We start from the raw sequence: 14367 nt of genomic DNA, 5'->3' as shown, positions 1-14367 counted from the left end.
GGGGGGGGCCGGGGGGGGGGCGCCTACCGCCAGGACCTGATCCCCGGGTGGGGGCCCGCGGGGGGCGGGGGCCCCGGGCGGGGCCGGGGCCCGGCGCACCGCGGCAAGGTGATGACCGGCGGTGATCACCCCCAGCTATCCGAGTGGGCCACCCACCGATAGCCTGCCAGCCATGTCCCGCCATGTCGCTATCATCACCGATTCCACGGCCTACTTGCCGCAGCAGGCGATGGAGCGACATCACATCACGGCCGTGCCTTTGACGGTCGTACTCGGCGACCAGGCCCTGGAAGAGGGCACCGAGATCTCCGCCCGCTCCGTCGCCCAGGCCCTCCAGAAACGCACCCCGGTCACCACGTCCCGACCGAGCCCGGCCATGTTCGCCGCCGCGTACCAGCGGGCGGCCGACGCCGGCGCGCACGGCATCGTCTCGCTCCACCTCTCGGCGGAGATCTCCGGTACGTACGACGCAGCGCTGCTCGCCGCACGGGAGGCACCCGTCCCGGTGCGGGTGCTCGACACCGGGATGGTGGCGATGGCCCTCGGCTTCTGCGCGCTGGCCGCGGCCGAGGCGGTGGCCGCGGGCGGCACACTGGACGAGGCGGTGGCGGCGGCGGAGAAGCGAGCGGTCGGGACCACCGCCTACTTCTACGTCGACACCCTGGACTATCTGCGCCGAGGTGGCCGCATCGGAGCCGCCCAGGCCCTGCTGGGCTCGGCGTTGGCCGTCAAGCCCCTGCTCCAACTCGACGAGGGGCGCATCGAGTTGTGGGAGAAGGTGCGCACCGCCTCCCGGGCCATCGCCCGGCTGGAGGAGATCGTGGTCGAGCGGGCCGGCGTGCAGGAGGTGGACATCGCCGTACACCACCTGGCCGCCGGCGAACGCGCCGAACAACTAGCGCAGCGCTTCCGCACCCGGGTCCCCGGCCTGTTGGAACTGCACGTCAGCGAGGTGGGTGCAGTCATCGGAGCCCATACGGGCCCGGGCCTGCTCGGCGCCGTGATCTCCCCGCGCTGAGCGTGGGACCGCCAGGCTGGGCGGCTTGGTGGGTGCGGGTGTGGGCGTGGGTGCAGGGGTGGATGCGGGTGCGGGCGGGAGGTGGGTGTGGTGGGTTCTCCTTTCTCTCGTTCGCTGGGCGGATCGCTGGTTGTAGCGGGTACGGGTGGTCGCCGGCCGGTCGGGCTCGTGCGGCGGCGGGCGGGCCCGGGGGGCGGGGGCGGCAAGTGCCCGACGCGGGGCTCGACGGTCCGGTCGTGCTGCGGGGTGGGGCGAGTGGTCGGTTGGGTTGGGTTGGGGTTGGGTTGGCCGGAGCGGGGTGGGTTGGGTTGCTCGGAGCGGAGCGGAGCGGGGTGGGGCGGGTCAGCTTGTCTGGTGGGTGGGCATGATGGTGACCTGCTGGAGGTTGACGCGCGGCGGTAGGCCGGCGATGAATCCGACGGTCTCCGCTATGTCATGCGGTGTCAGCCACTCCATCGACTCCTTGGTCTCCTCCAGCCACGCGCGCACGCCGGCATCGGTCACATGGCCCTGCAACTCGGTGCCAACGATGCCTGGTTCTAGCGCCGACACCCGGATGTTCCTGGCGCCGAACTCGACGCGCAGGTGTCGGGACAGGTGGCTGACGTACGCCTTGGTGCCGGAGTAGACCGCGAAGTCGGGGAAGATGTTCTGCGCCGCGATCGACGACGTGTTGATCACGTCGGCCACGCCGCGCTCGTCCGCAGCCTTGATCAACTGTGGTGTGAACGCGCCGATCACGTTCATCAGCCCTCCGATGTTGATGTCGATCTGCCGTCGCCACTGGTCGGTGGCCAACTCCTCGATCGGGGCGGGCAACATCACCCCGGCGTTGTTGAGGAGGAGGTCTGCGGAGCCGAGTTCGGCGGCCACGCGATCGGCGGCAGCGCGTACGGCATCGGCGTCGGTCACATCGACGGCGATGGCCAGCGCCGTGCCGCCGCGCTCCTCGATACGGGCCTTCAACGCGTCCAACCGCTCCGCACGCCGGGCCAGCACGGCGACCGAGGCGCCCGACGCCGCCAGGTGTTCGGCCACGGCCTCACCTATGCCGCTGGAAGCACCGGCGATGACTGCAACACGGCCGCCCAGGGGAGCAGCCAGGGATTCCACAGACATGGTCATACCTTTCCTACGAGGTGCTGAGGAGGGGTTGCAGACCGCAGTGACAACTGCGGGTGCCTCTTCAGCACACCACCTCTGATCTGCGGCGACGTGGTCATAACAGGCCCGGGGCAGGCTGGTACCGGCGAGGCTGGTACCAGCAGGGCCACCCACCGAACAGCACGGCACACACCGGCTGGTCCACACTGGCCGCATGGACCGTAGGAGCGAGCTTGCTGACTTTCTGCGCACCCGGCGCGCCCGGATGACCCCCGATGCGGCGGGGCTGGTCGCGGACGGTCGGGTCCGCCGGGTTCCCGGGCTGCGCCGCGACGAGGTGGCCCGCCTCGCGGGCGTCAGCACCGAGTACTACACACGTCTCGAACAGGGCCGTGCCGGCACCCCCTCTCCTGAAGTCGTCTCATCACTCGGTCGTGCCCTCCAGCTCGACCTGGCGGAACGGGAACACCTCGCTGACCTGCTGGCACGGCCGGTCCCCGCTCGCCGTACCTCCGCCAGTCCGCAGCGGGCCCGCCCCGGCCTCCACCAGATGCTGCAAACCCTGGACCACGTACCCGCCTTCGTCCTCGGTCGGTGCACCGACGTGCTGGCCACTAACCGGCTCGCGCGTGCAGTCCTCACCGACTTCGACGTCCTTCCCGCGTCACAGCGCAACCTTGCTCGCTATTACCTCCTTGATCCGGATGCCAGGGACCGGGTCTGCGACTGGGAACGGGTCGCGGCTGAGACCGTGGCCGTCCTCCGCCTCGACGCCGGGCGCTACCCGCATGACCGGCGCATCGCCGAACTCGTCGGTGAACTGACCGTCCGCTCAACGGAGTTCACCACCTGGTGGAACGACCACCGCGTACTGCGCCGTACTCATGGCGCCAAGAGCTACCGCCACCCCATCGTGGGCGACCTCCACTTCTCCTACGAGTCCCTCCAGCCGCCGGGCGACCCCGACCAGACCCTGTGCGTCTACAACGTCGAACCCGGCTCCACCACTGCCGAGTCCCTCCGCCTGCTGAGCAGTTGGTCCGCCTCCGACGCGGCGGCGTCCAGCGCGGCGGCCGACATTAGGTGAACGATGGCTCGGCGGCCGGCCGTTCCCTCGCGTCGGTCACTAGTTCGAGTGAATCGGGCTGCTGGGGTCGCGGGGACTGCGGGAAGTTGGGGGCCTGGGCTTTGGGGCTGCGGCGGCTGCGGGAAGTCGTGGGGCGCGGAAGCCGTCAGGCTCTGGGGCGCGATGGCGTCGGGGTGGCCGCTGTTCGCCGTGTAGGAGTAGGAGCCGTGCGGGAGTGGGAGGGGGCGGCGGGGCGTGATGGAGGCGGCACGGCGAAGTGCGTGACGGTCGACGCGGCGCCCAGTCCGGGACTTTGTGGAACCTCGCAAGGGTGACGGAGTTATCCACACGAACCTAGTTGTCCACGGATTCCGAGCTGCCTCAGCGAAATCCCCGCCGAGTGCCTACGGTCAGTCACATGAGCACTCGATCACGTACAGTTACATTGGGGCTTCGGGGAGTCGGGCAACAGCCGCGGAGCGGCCAGGCCACGCAGGGCAGGCCGAGATGGCGTCAAGGGCCCAGGCCAAGGGGGCCGGGAGGCCCGGCGGTAGCCGAGGTCGTCACTGACCGTGCATCTCGACGCCCGCGAGCCCGCCACGGTGGAGTGGTGCGAGCCCGGGCGGCCGGGCTGTTGGCGGTGGGGGAACGTCAAGGAGAAACGGCTGCGGCGGGTGCGGCCGTGGCCATGGAGCGGGAGGAAGGAGACGGGGAGCGTTCATCCGGCGGGGAGCGGTCGGTTCCCGGCTGGGACTGGGCCGAGACGAGCAGCGCCCCCGTCCGCAAGCGGGTTGTCGAAGTGCCGGTCGCGCCAAGGGGTTTGGCCCGCTTGGGGGAGATCGAGGACGCTGCTGCCAGTGCCGGCGGTGGCGCCAGTGCTGGCCGTGCCGTTCATGTCGGTGGTGTTGACAATGCCGGCGGTGACGTCAGTGATGCCGGTGCCGCGGAGGCCGCCTATGGCGCCGATCCTGCGGGTGTGCCGAGCGGCCCGGAACCGACTACCCGCCGCATGGCAGGCGGCGCCAGTACGAGACCTACCCGGGCCGTAGCGTTGCCACGTGCCAGGGTGGAGGTGGAACGAGCAGGTCGCGACGGCGCCTCGGCTGCGGACGGCTCCGCTGTCGCTGATGCCGCCGATGCCGCAGGTGCCGATGCCGGTGCCGTCGCCGGAGCACGGACCACAACCATGACCGGTGCGGGGCGCGGGAGTCCGGACGGCGAGGGGCAACCGGCCAGCCATTGGGCGGGATCTTCGGGTGCCGGGCGATGGCGGCTTGCGCTGGTGGAGCGGTTGCCGCTCTGGGTTCAAGCCCGGTGTGCGGTTCAACCGAAGGCGCTGGGGGCGCTGGCCGTCGTACTGCTGGCGGCGATTGCCCTGGCCGGCTACCACTTCTGGTCGGGGCGCCCCGGCTCGGTGGAAGTGCCGGCGGAACGGCCGCGGGCGGCTGCGGCGCCTGCCGCTTCCACCGCTCCCGACCGGCAACCGGCACCCGGTCCGGGTCCGGCACCCACCGCGAGTCCCACGCCCTCGGGGGTCAGCCGCTGGGTGGTGGTCGACGTGGCGGGCCGGGTGCGCCGGCCCGGTGTGCGACGGCTGCCCGCGGGGGCCCGCATCGCGGATGCGCTCAGGGCAGCGGGCGGAGCCGAACCCGGGGTGCGGATGAGCGAGTTGAACCGTGCTCGGGTCCTGGTCGACGGGGAGCAGATCGCGGTCGGGATCAGAGCCGGGGCCGCAGCGGCGGCGGGCTCCCCTGCCGCCCCGGGGCTCGACGGCACCGTGCGCAGGGAGGGGGCCGGTGGGGCCGCGGGTGCGGTTGGTGGTGGCGGCCCGGGCGGGGCCGCGGGTGTGGGTGACGGTGGCGCCTCGGCCGGCGCCGGGCCGGCTGCGACGGGGGCGCCGGTCAGCCTGAACACGGCGACGGCCGAACAGTTGGAGGCCCTGCCCGGGGTCGGGCCGGTGCTGGTGCAACACATCCTGGAGTACCGGGCGCAGCACGGAGGATTCCGCTCCGTCGCGGAGCTGCGCGAGGTGTCCGGCATCGGTGACAAGCGCTTCAGCGACCTGCGCCCCCTGGTGCAGCCATGACCGGCCCCACCTCGCGAACCGGGACCAGGGTACGCCTGCCCCACGGGCCGAGGGATCGGCGCTCGCCCGTGCACCTCCCCACCGCCGCGGTTCCGCCACCGCGGACCCGCGTCCCTGGAAGGCTGGGCGAGTCGGCGGGCGACCGGTCCGAACCGGTGGCCAGTGCCCGACCTGCCAACGCCGACCAGCGGCACGGACCTGGCCAGCGGCACGGACCCGCGCAGCGGCATGGACCTGGCCAGCGGCGCGGGCCGGTGAAGGACAGGCCGTCGATCGGGAAGCCCAGCGGGCAAGGCGTGGCCGACCTACGGTTGTTGCTCCCCGCTGGGGTCGCGTGGGCCGCCGCCGCGCTGGCTCTGGGGGCGAGCCCGAGGGCGACCCTGGTGTGCTGCCTGCTGGCTGGCGTCACGGCCCTCGTACTGCTCTGTGCCGCGTGGCGGCGGGCCGGGTGGTGGACCGGACAGCAACGCGCCTCGACGGGGCAGTCCGGTGGGGCGCACCGGCTCGGTTGGGCCACGGCGGTGGCGACCGCGCTGTTGTGCGCGGTGGCCACGGCGACAGTGGCGGGGTTGCACGCGGCCGATGTGCGCCGGGGGCCGGTTCCCGTACTCGCCGATGACCGCGCCGAAGCGGAGTTCCACGTCACGGTGACCGGCGATCCGCAGCAGGTCAGAGCGCGGGTGCGGGGCTCGGCGCCGATGCCGCCTGCGCTCGCCATCCGCGCCACGGTGACCCGGGTCAGGACGTGGCACGACGGTTCACGCGGTGGGCCGGACGGTGCCCCGCCCGGCCGTGTGGTGCGCACGCGTACGCCGGTGCTCCTGCTCGTCGATGTGCACGGTGCTGCGGGCCCAACCGGACCGCCCGGGGCGCGTGGCCGGGCCCCGGCAGATCGGGCCGCACGGGCCCGACCGGGGACGGGGTCGGAGGATGACCGTTCCGCCCCGGCCGCGCGGGCAGCGGCGCAGTGGCGGGCCCTGCTGCCCTCCACGCGCCTGAATGTCCGGGCGCGGGCGGCCCCGCCCAAGCGCGAAGGGGACAGCATCGCCGCCGTACTGCGTGTCGATGGCGAACGGCCCCCCGAGGTATTGGCCGGCCCGAGTGCGCCACAGCGCCTGGCCGGGCGGCTCCGGGCCGGGCTGCGCACCGCGACGGACGGGTTGAGCGCGGATGCCAGGGCGTTGCTGCCCGGGCTCGTGGTGGGCGACACCTCCCGGGTGCCGCCCGAGCTGGACGAGGCGTTCCGTGCCACCGACCTGACACACCTGCTGGCTGTTTCTGGAAGCAATTTGTCGATCGTGTTGGCGCTTTTGATCGGCCCACCCCACTTGGCGGCCCGATCCGAACGGCGTGGCCTGGCGGCCCGGGTCGGCGTCCCACTGCGCTGGACCGCACTGTTGGGCGGCGTGCTGACGCTGGGGTTCGTGGTGGTCTGCCGCCCGGAGCCGAGCGTGTTGCGGGCCGCCGCCTGTGGGGTGATCACCTTGATCGCCATCGGTACGGGGCGGCGGCGCACCCTGTTGCCCGCGCTCGCCGCCGCCGTGCTGGCGCTGCTGTTGTACGACCCGTGGTTGGCGCGCAGTTATGGGTTTCTGCTGTCGGTCCTGGCCACCGGGGCGCTGCTGACCCTCGCGCCGCGGTGGAGCGCGGTGTTGCGGTCGCGCGGGGTGCCGGGGCGGCTGGCGGAGGTGCTGGCCGCGGCGGCTGCGGCCCAGGCCGTGTGTGCCCCGGTGGTCGTGGTGCTGGCCTCCCGGGTGAGCCTGGTGGCGATCCCCTGCAACCTGCTGGCCGAGTTGGCGATCGCGCCGGCAACCGTGCTGGGCTTCGCAGCCCTGGCGGCGGGGCCGGTCGCGCCGCCGGTGGCGGAAGGGCTGGCCTGGTGCGCGGGTTGGCCGGCGGAGTGGCTGGCCACGGTGGCGCGTACGGGAGCGGGGCTGCCGGGTGCGGGACTGCCCTGGTCGGGTAGTTGGGGCGGCGGATTGCTCCTGGCCGGCGTCACGGTCGGCGTCGTGCTGGCCGCCCGGCGGGCGCTGCGCCATCCCTGGCTTGCGGCGATCTGTGTGCTGGCCCTGGTCATCGCGGTCGTTCGACCGGCACCCCTGGTCCGGGTGCTCACGGGGTGGCCGCCGCCCGGCTGGCGCCTGGTCGCGTGTGATGTGGGGCAGGGCGATGCGCTGGTGCTGGCTGCCGGTGCGGGCAGCGCGGTGGTGGTTGATGCAGGACCCGACCCGGGGGCCGTCGACCGCTGCCTGCGAGATCTGGGGGTGGTGCGCATTCCGCTTCTGGTGTTGACCCACTTCCATGCGGACCACGTTGCGGGCGTGCCAGGTGTGCTGCGGGGGCGCGCCGTCGGCGCCGTGCAGACCACTGGCCTCGCCGATCCGCCGGGCCAGGCCGAGTTCGTACGCAGGGCGGTGGCGGACGCCGGAGTGCGCCGGTTGGAGGCGGTCGCGGGGGAGCAGCGCAGTACGGGAGGGCTGTCCTGGCAGGTGCTGTGGCCGCCACCGGTCGAAGCTGAACACCGGCCACCCGTCGGACCCCCGGAGGCCGCGGCGAGCGGGACGCCACCGGGCGACCCGCGTACGGCCCCCGGGCCGGCGTACCCGGGGGCCGAGGTCGTCACCGGGGCGAACGACGCCAGCGTCACCCTGCTGGTCCGTACGGCAGGCCTGACCATGCTGCTCCTCGGCGACCTCGAACCCCCGGCACAGCGCGCCCTCTTGGCGGCACACCCCCGGCTCGGCCCCGTGGATGTGCTCAAGGTGGCCCACCACGGTTCGGCCCATCAGGACGATGCGCTGTTGCGCCAGCTCAGGCCGCGGCTGGCGCTGATCTCCTGCGGTTCGGACAACCCCTACGGCCACCCGGCGCCGAGCACCGTCGCCGCGCTGCGAGCGCAGGGCGCCCGGGTGGTGCGGACCGACACGGACGGGGCCGTGGCCGTCGGCGCGGGCGACCGGGGGCCGCGGGTCACGATGCGGCGTTGCAGTAGCGCTCGTAGAAGACTTTTACGTCGTTGCAGGGGATGTGCTTGTGGTAGTTGAGCTGACCACTGGTGCTGTCCTGGTTCATGAAGGCCAGGAACTTCGCGATGAGTGTGCCGTCCGTGGGCTCGCCGTAGGTGTAGAGGCGCTCGACGGCCCAGAAGGGGTAGGGGCTCCGCTTGTTCGGGGAGAGCACCGGCTCGTTCCCGTCCAAGCTGACGGCGACGACATGGGGCTTGTCGCCTGCTCGCTGCGTCTCGGCGTAGCCGATCGCCCCGGATATCTTGTCCACGGTGTCCACGACCGACTCGGTGTCGGATGCCTCGCAGCCCTGTGGCTGGTGGGGCTTGCCGTCGGGCAGGGCGCCGCAGTCCGAGGCACTGGGCGTCGCAGGGGGCTCCTTGTTCAGCAAGGTTTCCTCAAAGGTGATCCGGGTACCCGACTGCGAATCCCTGGTGACCAGAGTGATGGGCAGCTTGTCACCGTTCGGCTTCGGCCAGTACTTCATCTTGCCGCTGTAGATGTCCCGGAGCTTGTCCAACGTCAGGTTGGTGACACCGCTCTCCTTGTTGACCACCACGCTCAGCGGGACGATGCTCACCTTTCTGGCTTCCTTGAGGTTCTCGTACTGGGACGAAGGCGGAGCCTCGACGTCCGTCATGGCGATGAAGGAGGGCTTGCGGTCGGGCTGGCTCCGGCCCTCGCGGGCCAGGGTCTTCAGCCCGTTCAGGCTGCCAGTGCCATGTACGTCGATGTCGGCGTCCGGGCACTGCTTCTCGTAGTCCTTCGCTATGTCTTCCATGGGCCTGGCGAAGGCGGACGAGCCCTCGATGGTCAACTGACCGGACGCGCAGACAGCGCTGTCGACCGTCTCGGAGCCGCGCACCAGCAGCCCGGCGAGCAGTCCCATCAGGATGACGAAGACCGTGCCGAGGGCGAGAGTCCATTTGCGTGGGCTGGTGCGTGCGGTGTTGCGCACGATGGAGCCGCCGCTGATGAAGCCGCCCATCGCCACCTCGTCGCCGCTTCCGGACAGCAGGACCAGCAGCTTGAAGTGGTCCCTGCGGTTGAGCGGTACCCGGGGGAGGGCGATCCGGCTGCCGTCCGGTTGCAGGCCGCCGTTGCGCGTGAGAATCGTCCGCAGGGTGGAGTTGGTTTCGGTGACCTGCACTTCGATGATCGTGCGGCCGGGAAACTCGACCGACAGCGGTTCCTGGTAGTCGTGGCGCACGATGTCCTTGCTGCCGACGTTCTCGACCCGTATCAGGGCCACCATGGCGTCGTCGATTTCCTGCTCGTTCCGCAGCAGCCGGAGTTGCACCATCTCTTCGGCACCTGGGGGGTTCATGGCGATGGGCGCGTCCATCTGGATGCGGTAGCCGATGCGCTTACGGCCCGGAAGGAACCGCTCCACCGCCCATACGGCAGCCGTCAGCACCAGGCCGACTGCTGCCAGGATCGTCTCGGTATCAGGGATTGCCACTGCAACCTCACCCAGATGGTCGTACAGGGACGCGAAAAATCTACGGATGGACCTTCGGGACCGCTCCCGCTTGGTGGGCGCATCACCAGAGGTTCATCTGCCGGCCGCTCGGGGGCTGCTGCCGCGTCCATGCGTGGCCTTCCTGGGAGCCCTTGTAAAGAAATCTTTCTAAAGATAGCTTTAGATTATGTCGGAGAACCCCGATGGCACGGCGAATCGGCCAGCGCCCCCAGAAGTCCAGGGCCCACCCGGCCAGTTGCCCCGCTTGCAGCGGCTGACCGATCCACGGGCCCTGCGCGCTTACGCCCACCCCACCCGGATGCGACTGGTGGGCCTGCTCCGTACGCAGGGCCCGTGCACGGCGACCCGGGCGGCGGAGCTGACCGGCGAGTCCGTGGCCAGTTGCTCGTACCACCTGCGGATGCTCGCCAAGTACGGCCTGGTGGAGGTGGCCGCGGGAGGACAGGGGCGGGAGAAGCCCTGGCGGGCCACGGCCCACGCCACCGAGTGGCCGCACGCATCGGAAGATCCAGCCGTGTCGGAGGCGGCCGAGGCGGTGGAAGCCGTCGTGGCCGACCGGTACGCCGAGTTGCTCAGACACGCCGTGGCGGCGCGCCGCTCGCTGCCGGGGGAGTGGCAGCAGGCCGTACGGATCGGCGACACCCTGCTCTACCTGACCGCCGCGGAGCTGTCCGACCTCCAGAACCGGATCGACGCGCTGCTCCACCCCTTCGAGGAGCGCGCGGCGCGCCCCGAAGTCCGGCCGGCCGGGGCCAGGTTGGTGCAGGTCATGAAGGCGGCCTTCCCGCTGTCGCCGGAGCCGAGCAGCGGCCGGGAAACCGAGGCGACGGAGACCGCGCGGACGGGAGACGCGCCTGTGGCGGAGGAGGCCGGCGGGGCACCGACGCGCGCTCGTCGGCGGACGCGGCCCGCGCCCGCACGGCCGAACGGCAGCGAGGAGACGGAGGGCGCATGAGCATCAGCGAGAAGGTTCCCGCACTCTTACGGCAGGCGCCGTTCCGGCGGTACTGGACCGGTCAGAGCGTGTCGCTGATCGGAGATCAGATCTCGATGCTCGCGCTGCCCCTCGCGGCCGTGGTCATCCTGGATGCCGACGCGGCCGAGATGGGCTGGCTGACCACGGCACAACTGCTGCCGGCGCTGCTGTTCTCGCTCGCCGTCGGGTCCTGGGTGGACCGTCGGGCGAGCCGCCGGCGCATCATGATCGCCTCGGATCTGGCGCGGGCCGTACTCGTCGCGGCCCTGCCCGTCGCTTACGTACTCGATGTGCTCAGCCTGACCCAGCTCTACTGCACGGCGTTCGTCCTCGGTTCGCTGACCGTGTTGTTCGACGTGTGCAACGCCACACTGTTCGCCTCGCTGGTGCCCAGTACGCGGTATGTGGAGGCCAACTCGCTGATCAACGGCAGCCGTTCGCTGTCCTATGTGGCGGGGCCGAGCGTCGGCGGCTTCCTCGTCCAGGTGCTCGCCGCCCCCCTCGCGCTGGCCGCCGACGCGTTGACCTATCTGATATCGGCGCGCTGCCTCACCGGCATCGACCCCGTCGAGCCGCCTCCGGCCACGCCGGCCAAGGGGCACTTCACCGCCGGGCTGCGGTGGGTCGCCCGCTCACCCGTCATGCGGGCGACCTTCGCCGCCTCGTCCACCGTCCAGTTCTTCAACTTCATCCTGCACACCCTGTTCGTCTTGTACGCGACGTCAGAGCTGGGGCTCAGCGCGGGCGTGCTCGGTGCCGTGCTGGCGGTGGGGGCGGTCGGCGGGCTGGCGGGCGCGGCCGTCGCGGGGCGGGTCACCCGACGTCTGGGCATCGGCCCCGCGGCCATCCTGGGCCTTACGCTCTTCACCGTTCCCCTGCTCCTCATACCGTTGGCCGACGGCCCGTTGCTGCTGGTCCTGGCCCTGCTCTTCCTCGCCGAACTCGGCTCGTCCATCGGCGCGATGATCGCGGACATCGCCATGGGGTCGCTGCACACCGCGCTCATCCCCGACGCACTGCGCGCCCGGGTCACCGGTGCCTACCGGATGCTCACCCACGGCGCCCGGCCGCTGGGGGCACTCACCGCGGGCGCGCTCGGCTCGACGCTGGGGCTGCGGCCCACGTTGTGGATCGGTACCGCGGGCGCAGTGCTGTGCCTGCTGTGGGTGCTGCCGTCCCCCGTGCCACGCATACGCGAACTGCCCACGCAGCCCCTGGAAGCCGACGGGTCCACCGATCCGACCGGTCCCACCGGCTCCACCGATACGGCTGCCCCTGCTGACTCCGCTGGCTCCGCCGACGCGGCCGGCGCCGGGAACCCCACCGGCGCGGCCAATGACCGATGGGGTGAAGGAGTACGGGAGGGCGGTCATAAGCGCGTGGCCGGTGTCGGTACGAGTAGCGAGACGGAGGTGTCCCCAGGGCCCGGACCGCAGGCCGCCCCGCCTGCCGACTCGTACGCCGACCCGCAGGACGAGGGGGTGCCGTCGCCACCGACCGCGTCGTGACGGCCGGGCAGGCACGCCCGAGGCCCGAGCGCGTCCGTCGCCACACGTCAGAGGGCTACTCGGCCTCGTGCCAGCCGTCGTACTCGGCGGCGAGCGCGTCGAGTGCCGGGATGGCCAGGGTGGCGTCGGGGTCCTCGATCACCACCAGCCACTGGGCGTCCTCGGCGTCGTCCTCGCCGGCCAGGGCCTCCCGTACCACCTGCGGCTCCTCGCCCAGCCCGAAGCGGTCCACGGCCTCGGTCGCGGCGTCTTCGGCGGCGTCGCGGTCGGGGAGTACCAGCAGGTGGCGGGTCACGGGGGCGGGGTGTCCGGCGGTAACGGGTCGTGCGCTCACCGACCCATTGTGCGGGACGAGGGCACGAAGCGGTCGTGCGGGAGGGAGGTACGGGCTGGCCGCCGCGCGGGCCCGGAGCCGCCCGGCGGGCTTCTGCTGTGCCCCGCGCCCCGCCGCTTCCCGCCCCCTGGCGGTGCGCCGCCCCACGGGCTGCGCGAGCACCGGGAACCAGGCCGTCGGCGGTACGGGCTGGCCGCTGCTCGGACGGCAAAGTCTCCGCACGGCAAAGTCTCCGGACGGCGGAAGCCCTCGGATGGCACAGCCCCGGAACGACACGGCCCCGGGGCGACGCAGGTCACCGGCGTTACGGGTAGCCCGGGCTCACACGGTCGCTTCGGTGCCAGACGCCGTGCTCGCCGCGGGAAAACCCGCAGGTGAAGAGGGCATGCGGCCGGAGTGTCAGTGGCCCGTGGGATGCTGGTGCGCGATGGCCAAGAAGACGACGACCGACGATCCGCTCGCCCCCGTGACGCTTGCCGTGGGCCAGGAAGACCTGTTGCTCGACCGCGCGGTGCAGCAGGTCGTGGCCGCGGCCCGCGCTGCCGACCCCGACACCGACGTGCGTGACCTCACCCCGGACGCCCTCCAGCCGGGCACGCTCGCCGAGTTGACCAGCCCTTCGCTGTTCTCCGAGCGCAAGGTGGTCGTGGTGCGTGCCGCGCAGGACCTCTCGGCCGACACCATCAAGGACATCAAGGGGTATTTCGCGGCCCCGGCCGAGGAGATCACCCTCGTCCTGCTGCACGCGGGGGGCGCCAAGGGCAAGGGGCTGCTCGACGCCGCGCGCAAGGCCGGGGCGCGCGAGGTCGCCTGCCCCAAGATGACGAAGCCGGCCGACCGGCTCGCCTTCGTGCGCTCGGAGTTCCGGACCATCGGCAGGTCAGCCACCCCCGAGGCGTGCCAGGCGCTGGTCGATGCCATCGGGAGCGACCTGCGCGAGTTGGCCAGTGCGTGTACGCAGCTCACCGCCGATGTCGAGGGCACCATCGACGAGGCGATCGTCGCGCGGTACTACACGGGCCGGGCCGAGGCATCGAGCTTCACCGTGGCCGACCGGGCCGTCGAGGGCCGGGCGGCGGAGGCGCTTGAGGCCCTGCGCTGGGCGCTGGGGACCGGGGTGGCGCCCGTGCTGATCACCAGTGCGCTGGCGCAGGGCGTGCGCTCGATCGGCAAGTTGGCATCGGCCCCGCGCGGCGCCCGCCCCGGCGATCTCGCCCGGGAGTTGGGCATGCCGCCGTGGAAGATAGACCGGGTCCGCCAGCAGATGCGCGGCTGGTCGGCGGATGCGGTGGCGGTCGCGCTGCGCGCGGTGGCCGAGGCCGATGCGGGGGTCAAGGGCGGCGGCGACGACCCGGAGTACGCATTGGAGAAGGCCGTGGTGACAGTGGCCCGAGCCGCCCGCTCGGGCCGCGGCTGACCGGGCCTCCCCGAGCGCGACCGCCCCGCCGCTCGGACCGCGGCTGACCAGTTCCTCAGGCGCGGCGGACCAGCACTCTTCGGGCCGCGGCTGACCAGGAGTTCCAGCACTTGCGGAGCGGAACCGAGCACGCGCTCCAGGCCATCGATGCGCGCGAAGAACAATCCCGCACACGGCCGGCGGTCCCCCGCAGCGGATCACCCGAAAAGGACCCGCGCAGCGGATACGTAGAAAGGGCGGGGCCCCGCGGGAGGGGGCCCCCCCCCCCCCCCCCGGGGCGGGGGGCCCCCCGCCCGGCGGCCTCTTCCGCGTCGTCCTCAAGACGTTCCCGCTCGGAGTCGGCCTGCGCCGCCTCACCTCGGGCCCGCTC

General features: G+C 72.2%; 11 protein-coding genes. 7 read left to right on the top strand and 4 right to left on the bottom strand.

All coding sequences use genetic code 11. The features are described from left to right. The first annotated feature begins 172 nt into the window (after positions 1-172). Entirely contained in the window at positions 173-1018 is an 846-nt protein-coding gene (locus AAHZ94_RS14495) for a DegV family protein (RefSeq protein WP_349993278.1), read from the top strand. Between the two features lie 342 nt (positions 1019-1360). Here AAHZ94_RS14495 and AAHZ94_RS14490 read toward each other — a convergent pair whose 3' ends face one another. Continuing rightward, a complete protein-coding gene (locus AAHZ94_RS14490; RefSeq protein ID WP_502964673.1) occupies positions 1361-2143 on the bottom strand; it encodes an SDR family oxidoreductase in 783 nt (260 codons plus the stop codon). Positions 2144-2336: 193 nt separating this feature from the next. Here AAHZ94_RS14490 and AAHZ94_RS14485 point away from each other — a divergent pair, with 193 nt between their 5' ends. From AAHZ94_RS14485 to AAHZ94_RS14475, 3 genes are all read left to right on the top strand, one after another. Next, positions 2337-3209, top strand: a complete 873-nt coding sequence (locus tag AAHZ94_RS14485) for a helix-turn-helix transcriptional regulator (RefSeq protein ID WP_349993276.1) — start codon at positions 2337-2339, stop codon at positions 3207-3209. 1051 nt (positions 3210-4260) lie between these two features. Then, on the top strand, positions 4261-5274 hold the full coding sequence (locus AAHZ94_RS14480; RefSeq protein ID WP_349993275.1) for a ComEA family DNA-binding protein: 1014 nt from the start codon (positions 4261-4263) through the stop codon (positions 5272-5274). A gap of 521 nt (positions 5275-5795) precedes the next feature. Continuing rightward, positions 5796-8318: a ComEC/Rec2 family competence protein gene (locus tag AAHZ94_RS14475; RefSeq protein ID WP_502964674.1), complete on the top strand. Its 2523-nt coding sequence runs from the start codon at positions 5796-5798 to the stop codon at positions 8316-8318. Here the strand turns inward: AAHZ94_RS14475 and AAHZ94_RS14470 are convergent. Then, the gene (locus AAHZ94_RS14470; RefSeq protein WP_349993274.1) at positions 8245-9741 is read right to left on the bottom strand and encodes a substrate-binding domain-containing protein; all 1497 of its coding nucleotides are present in this window, start codon (positions 9739-9741) and stop codon (positions 8245-8247) included. The genes AAHZ94_RS14475 and AAHZ94_RS14470 overlap by 74 nt on opposite strands. A 187-nt stretch (positions 9742-9928) precedes the next feature. Here AAHZ94_RS14470 and AAHZ94_RS14465 point away from each other — a divergent pair, with 187 nt between their 5' ends. Together AAHZ94_RS14465 and AAHZ94_RS14460 are read left to right on the top strand one after the other, a co-directional pair. Further along, a complete protein-coding gene (locus AAHZ94_RS14465; protein ID WP_349993273.1) occupies positions 9929-10717 on the top strand; it encodes a helix-turn-helix domain-containing protein in 789 nt (262 codons plus the stop codon). Then, entirely contained in the window at positions 10714-12246 is a 1533-nt protein-coding gene (locus AAHZ94_RS14460) for an MFS transporter (RefSeq protein WP_349993272.1), read from the top strand. Before AAHZ94_RS14465 ends, AAHZ94_RS14460 begins: the two co-directional genes overlap by 4 nt. Before the next feature lie 55 nt (positions 12247-12301). On the opposite strand, the gene AAHZ94_RS14455 is transcribed toward AAHZ94_RS14460, so the two are convergent. Further along, positions 12302-12529, bottom strand: a complete 228-nt coding sequence (locus AAHZ94_RS14455) for a hypothetical protein (RefSeq protein WP_349993279.1) — start codon at positions 12527-12529, stop codon at positions 12302-12304. A 478-nt stretch (positions 12530-13007) separates the two neighbouring features. Here AAHZ94_RS14455 and holA point away from each other — a divergent pair, with 478 nt between their 5' ends. Next, complete coding sequence (gene holA / locus AAHZ94_RS14450; protein WP_349993271.1) at positions 13008-13997, top strand: DNA polymerase III subunit delta; 990 nt, start codon at positions 13008-13010, stop codon at positions 13995-13997. A 55-nt stretch (positions 13998-14052) separates the two neighbouring features. Here holA and AAHZ94_RS14445 read toward each other — a convergent pair. Continuing rightward, a partial coding sequence (locus AAHZ94_RS14445) for a hypothetical protein (RefSeq protein WP_349993270.1) occupies positions 14053-14367 on the bottom strand: 315 nt, incomplete at its 5' end.

It is taken from the genome of Streptomyces sp. HSW2009 (assembly GCF_040240285.1).
Classification (GTDB): Bacteria; Actinomycetota; Actinomycetes; order Streptomycetales; family Streptomycetaceae; genus Streptomyces.
The sequence above is the reverse complement of the archived record's forward strand: the minus strand, read 5'-3'. Positions and strand labels throughout refer to the sequence as shown.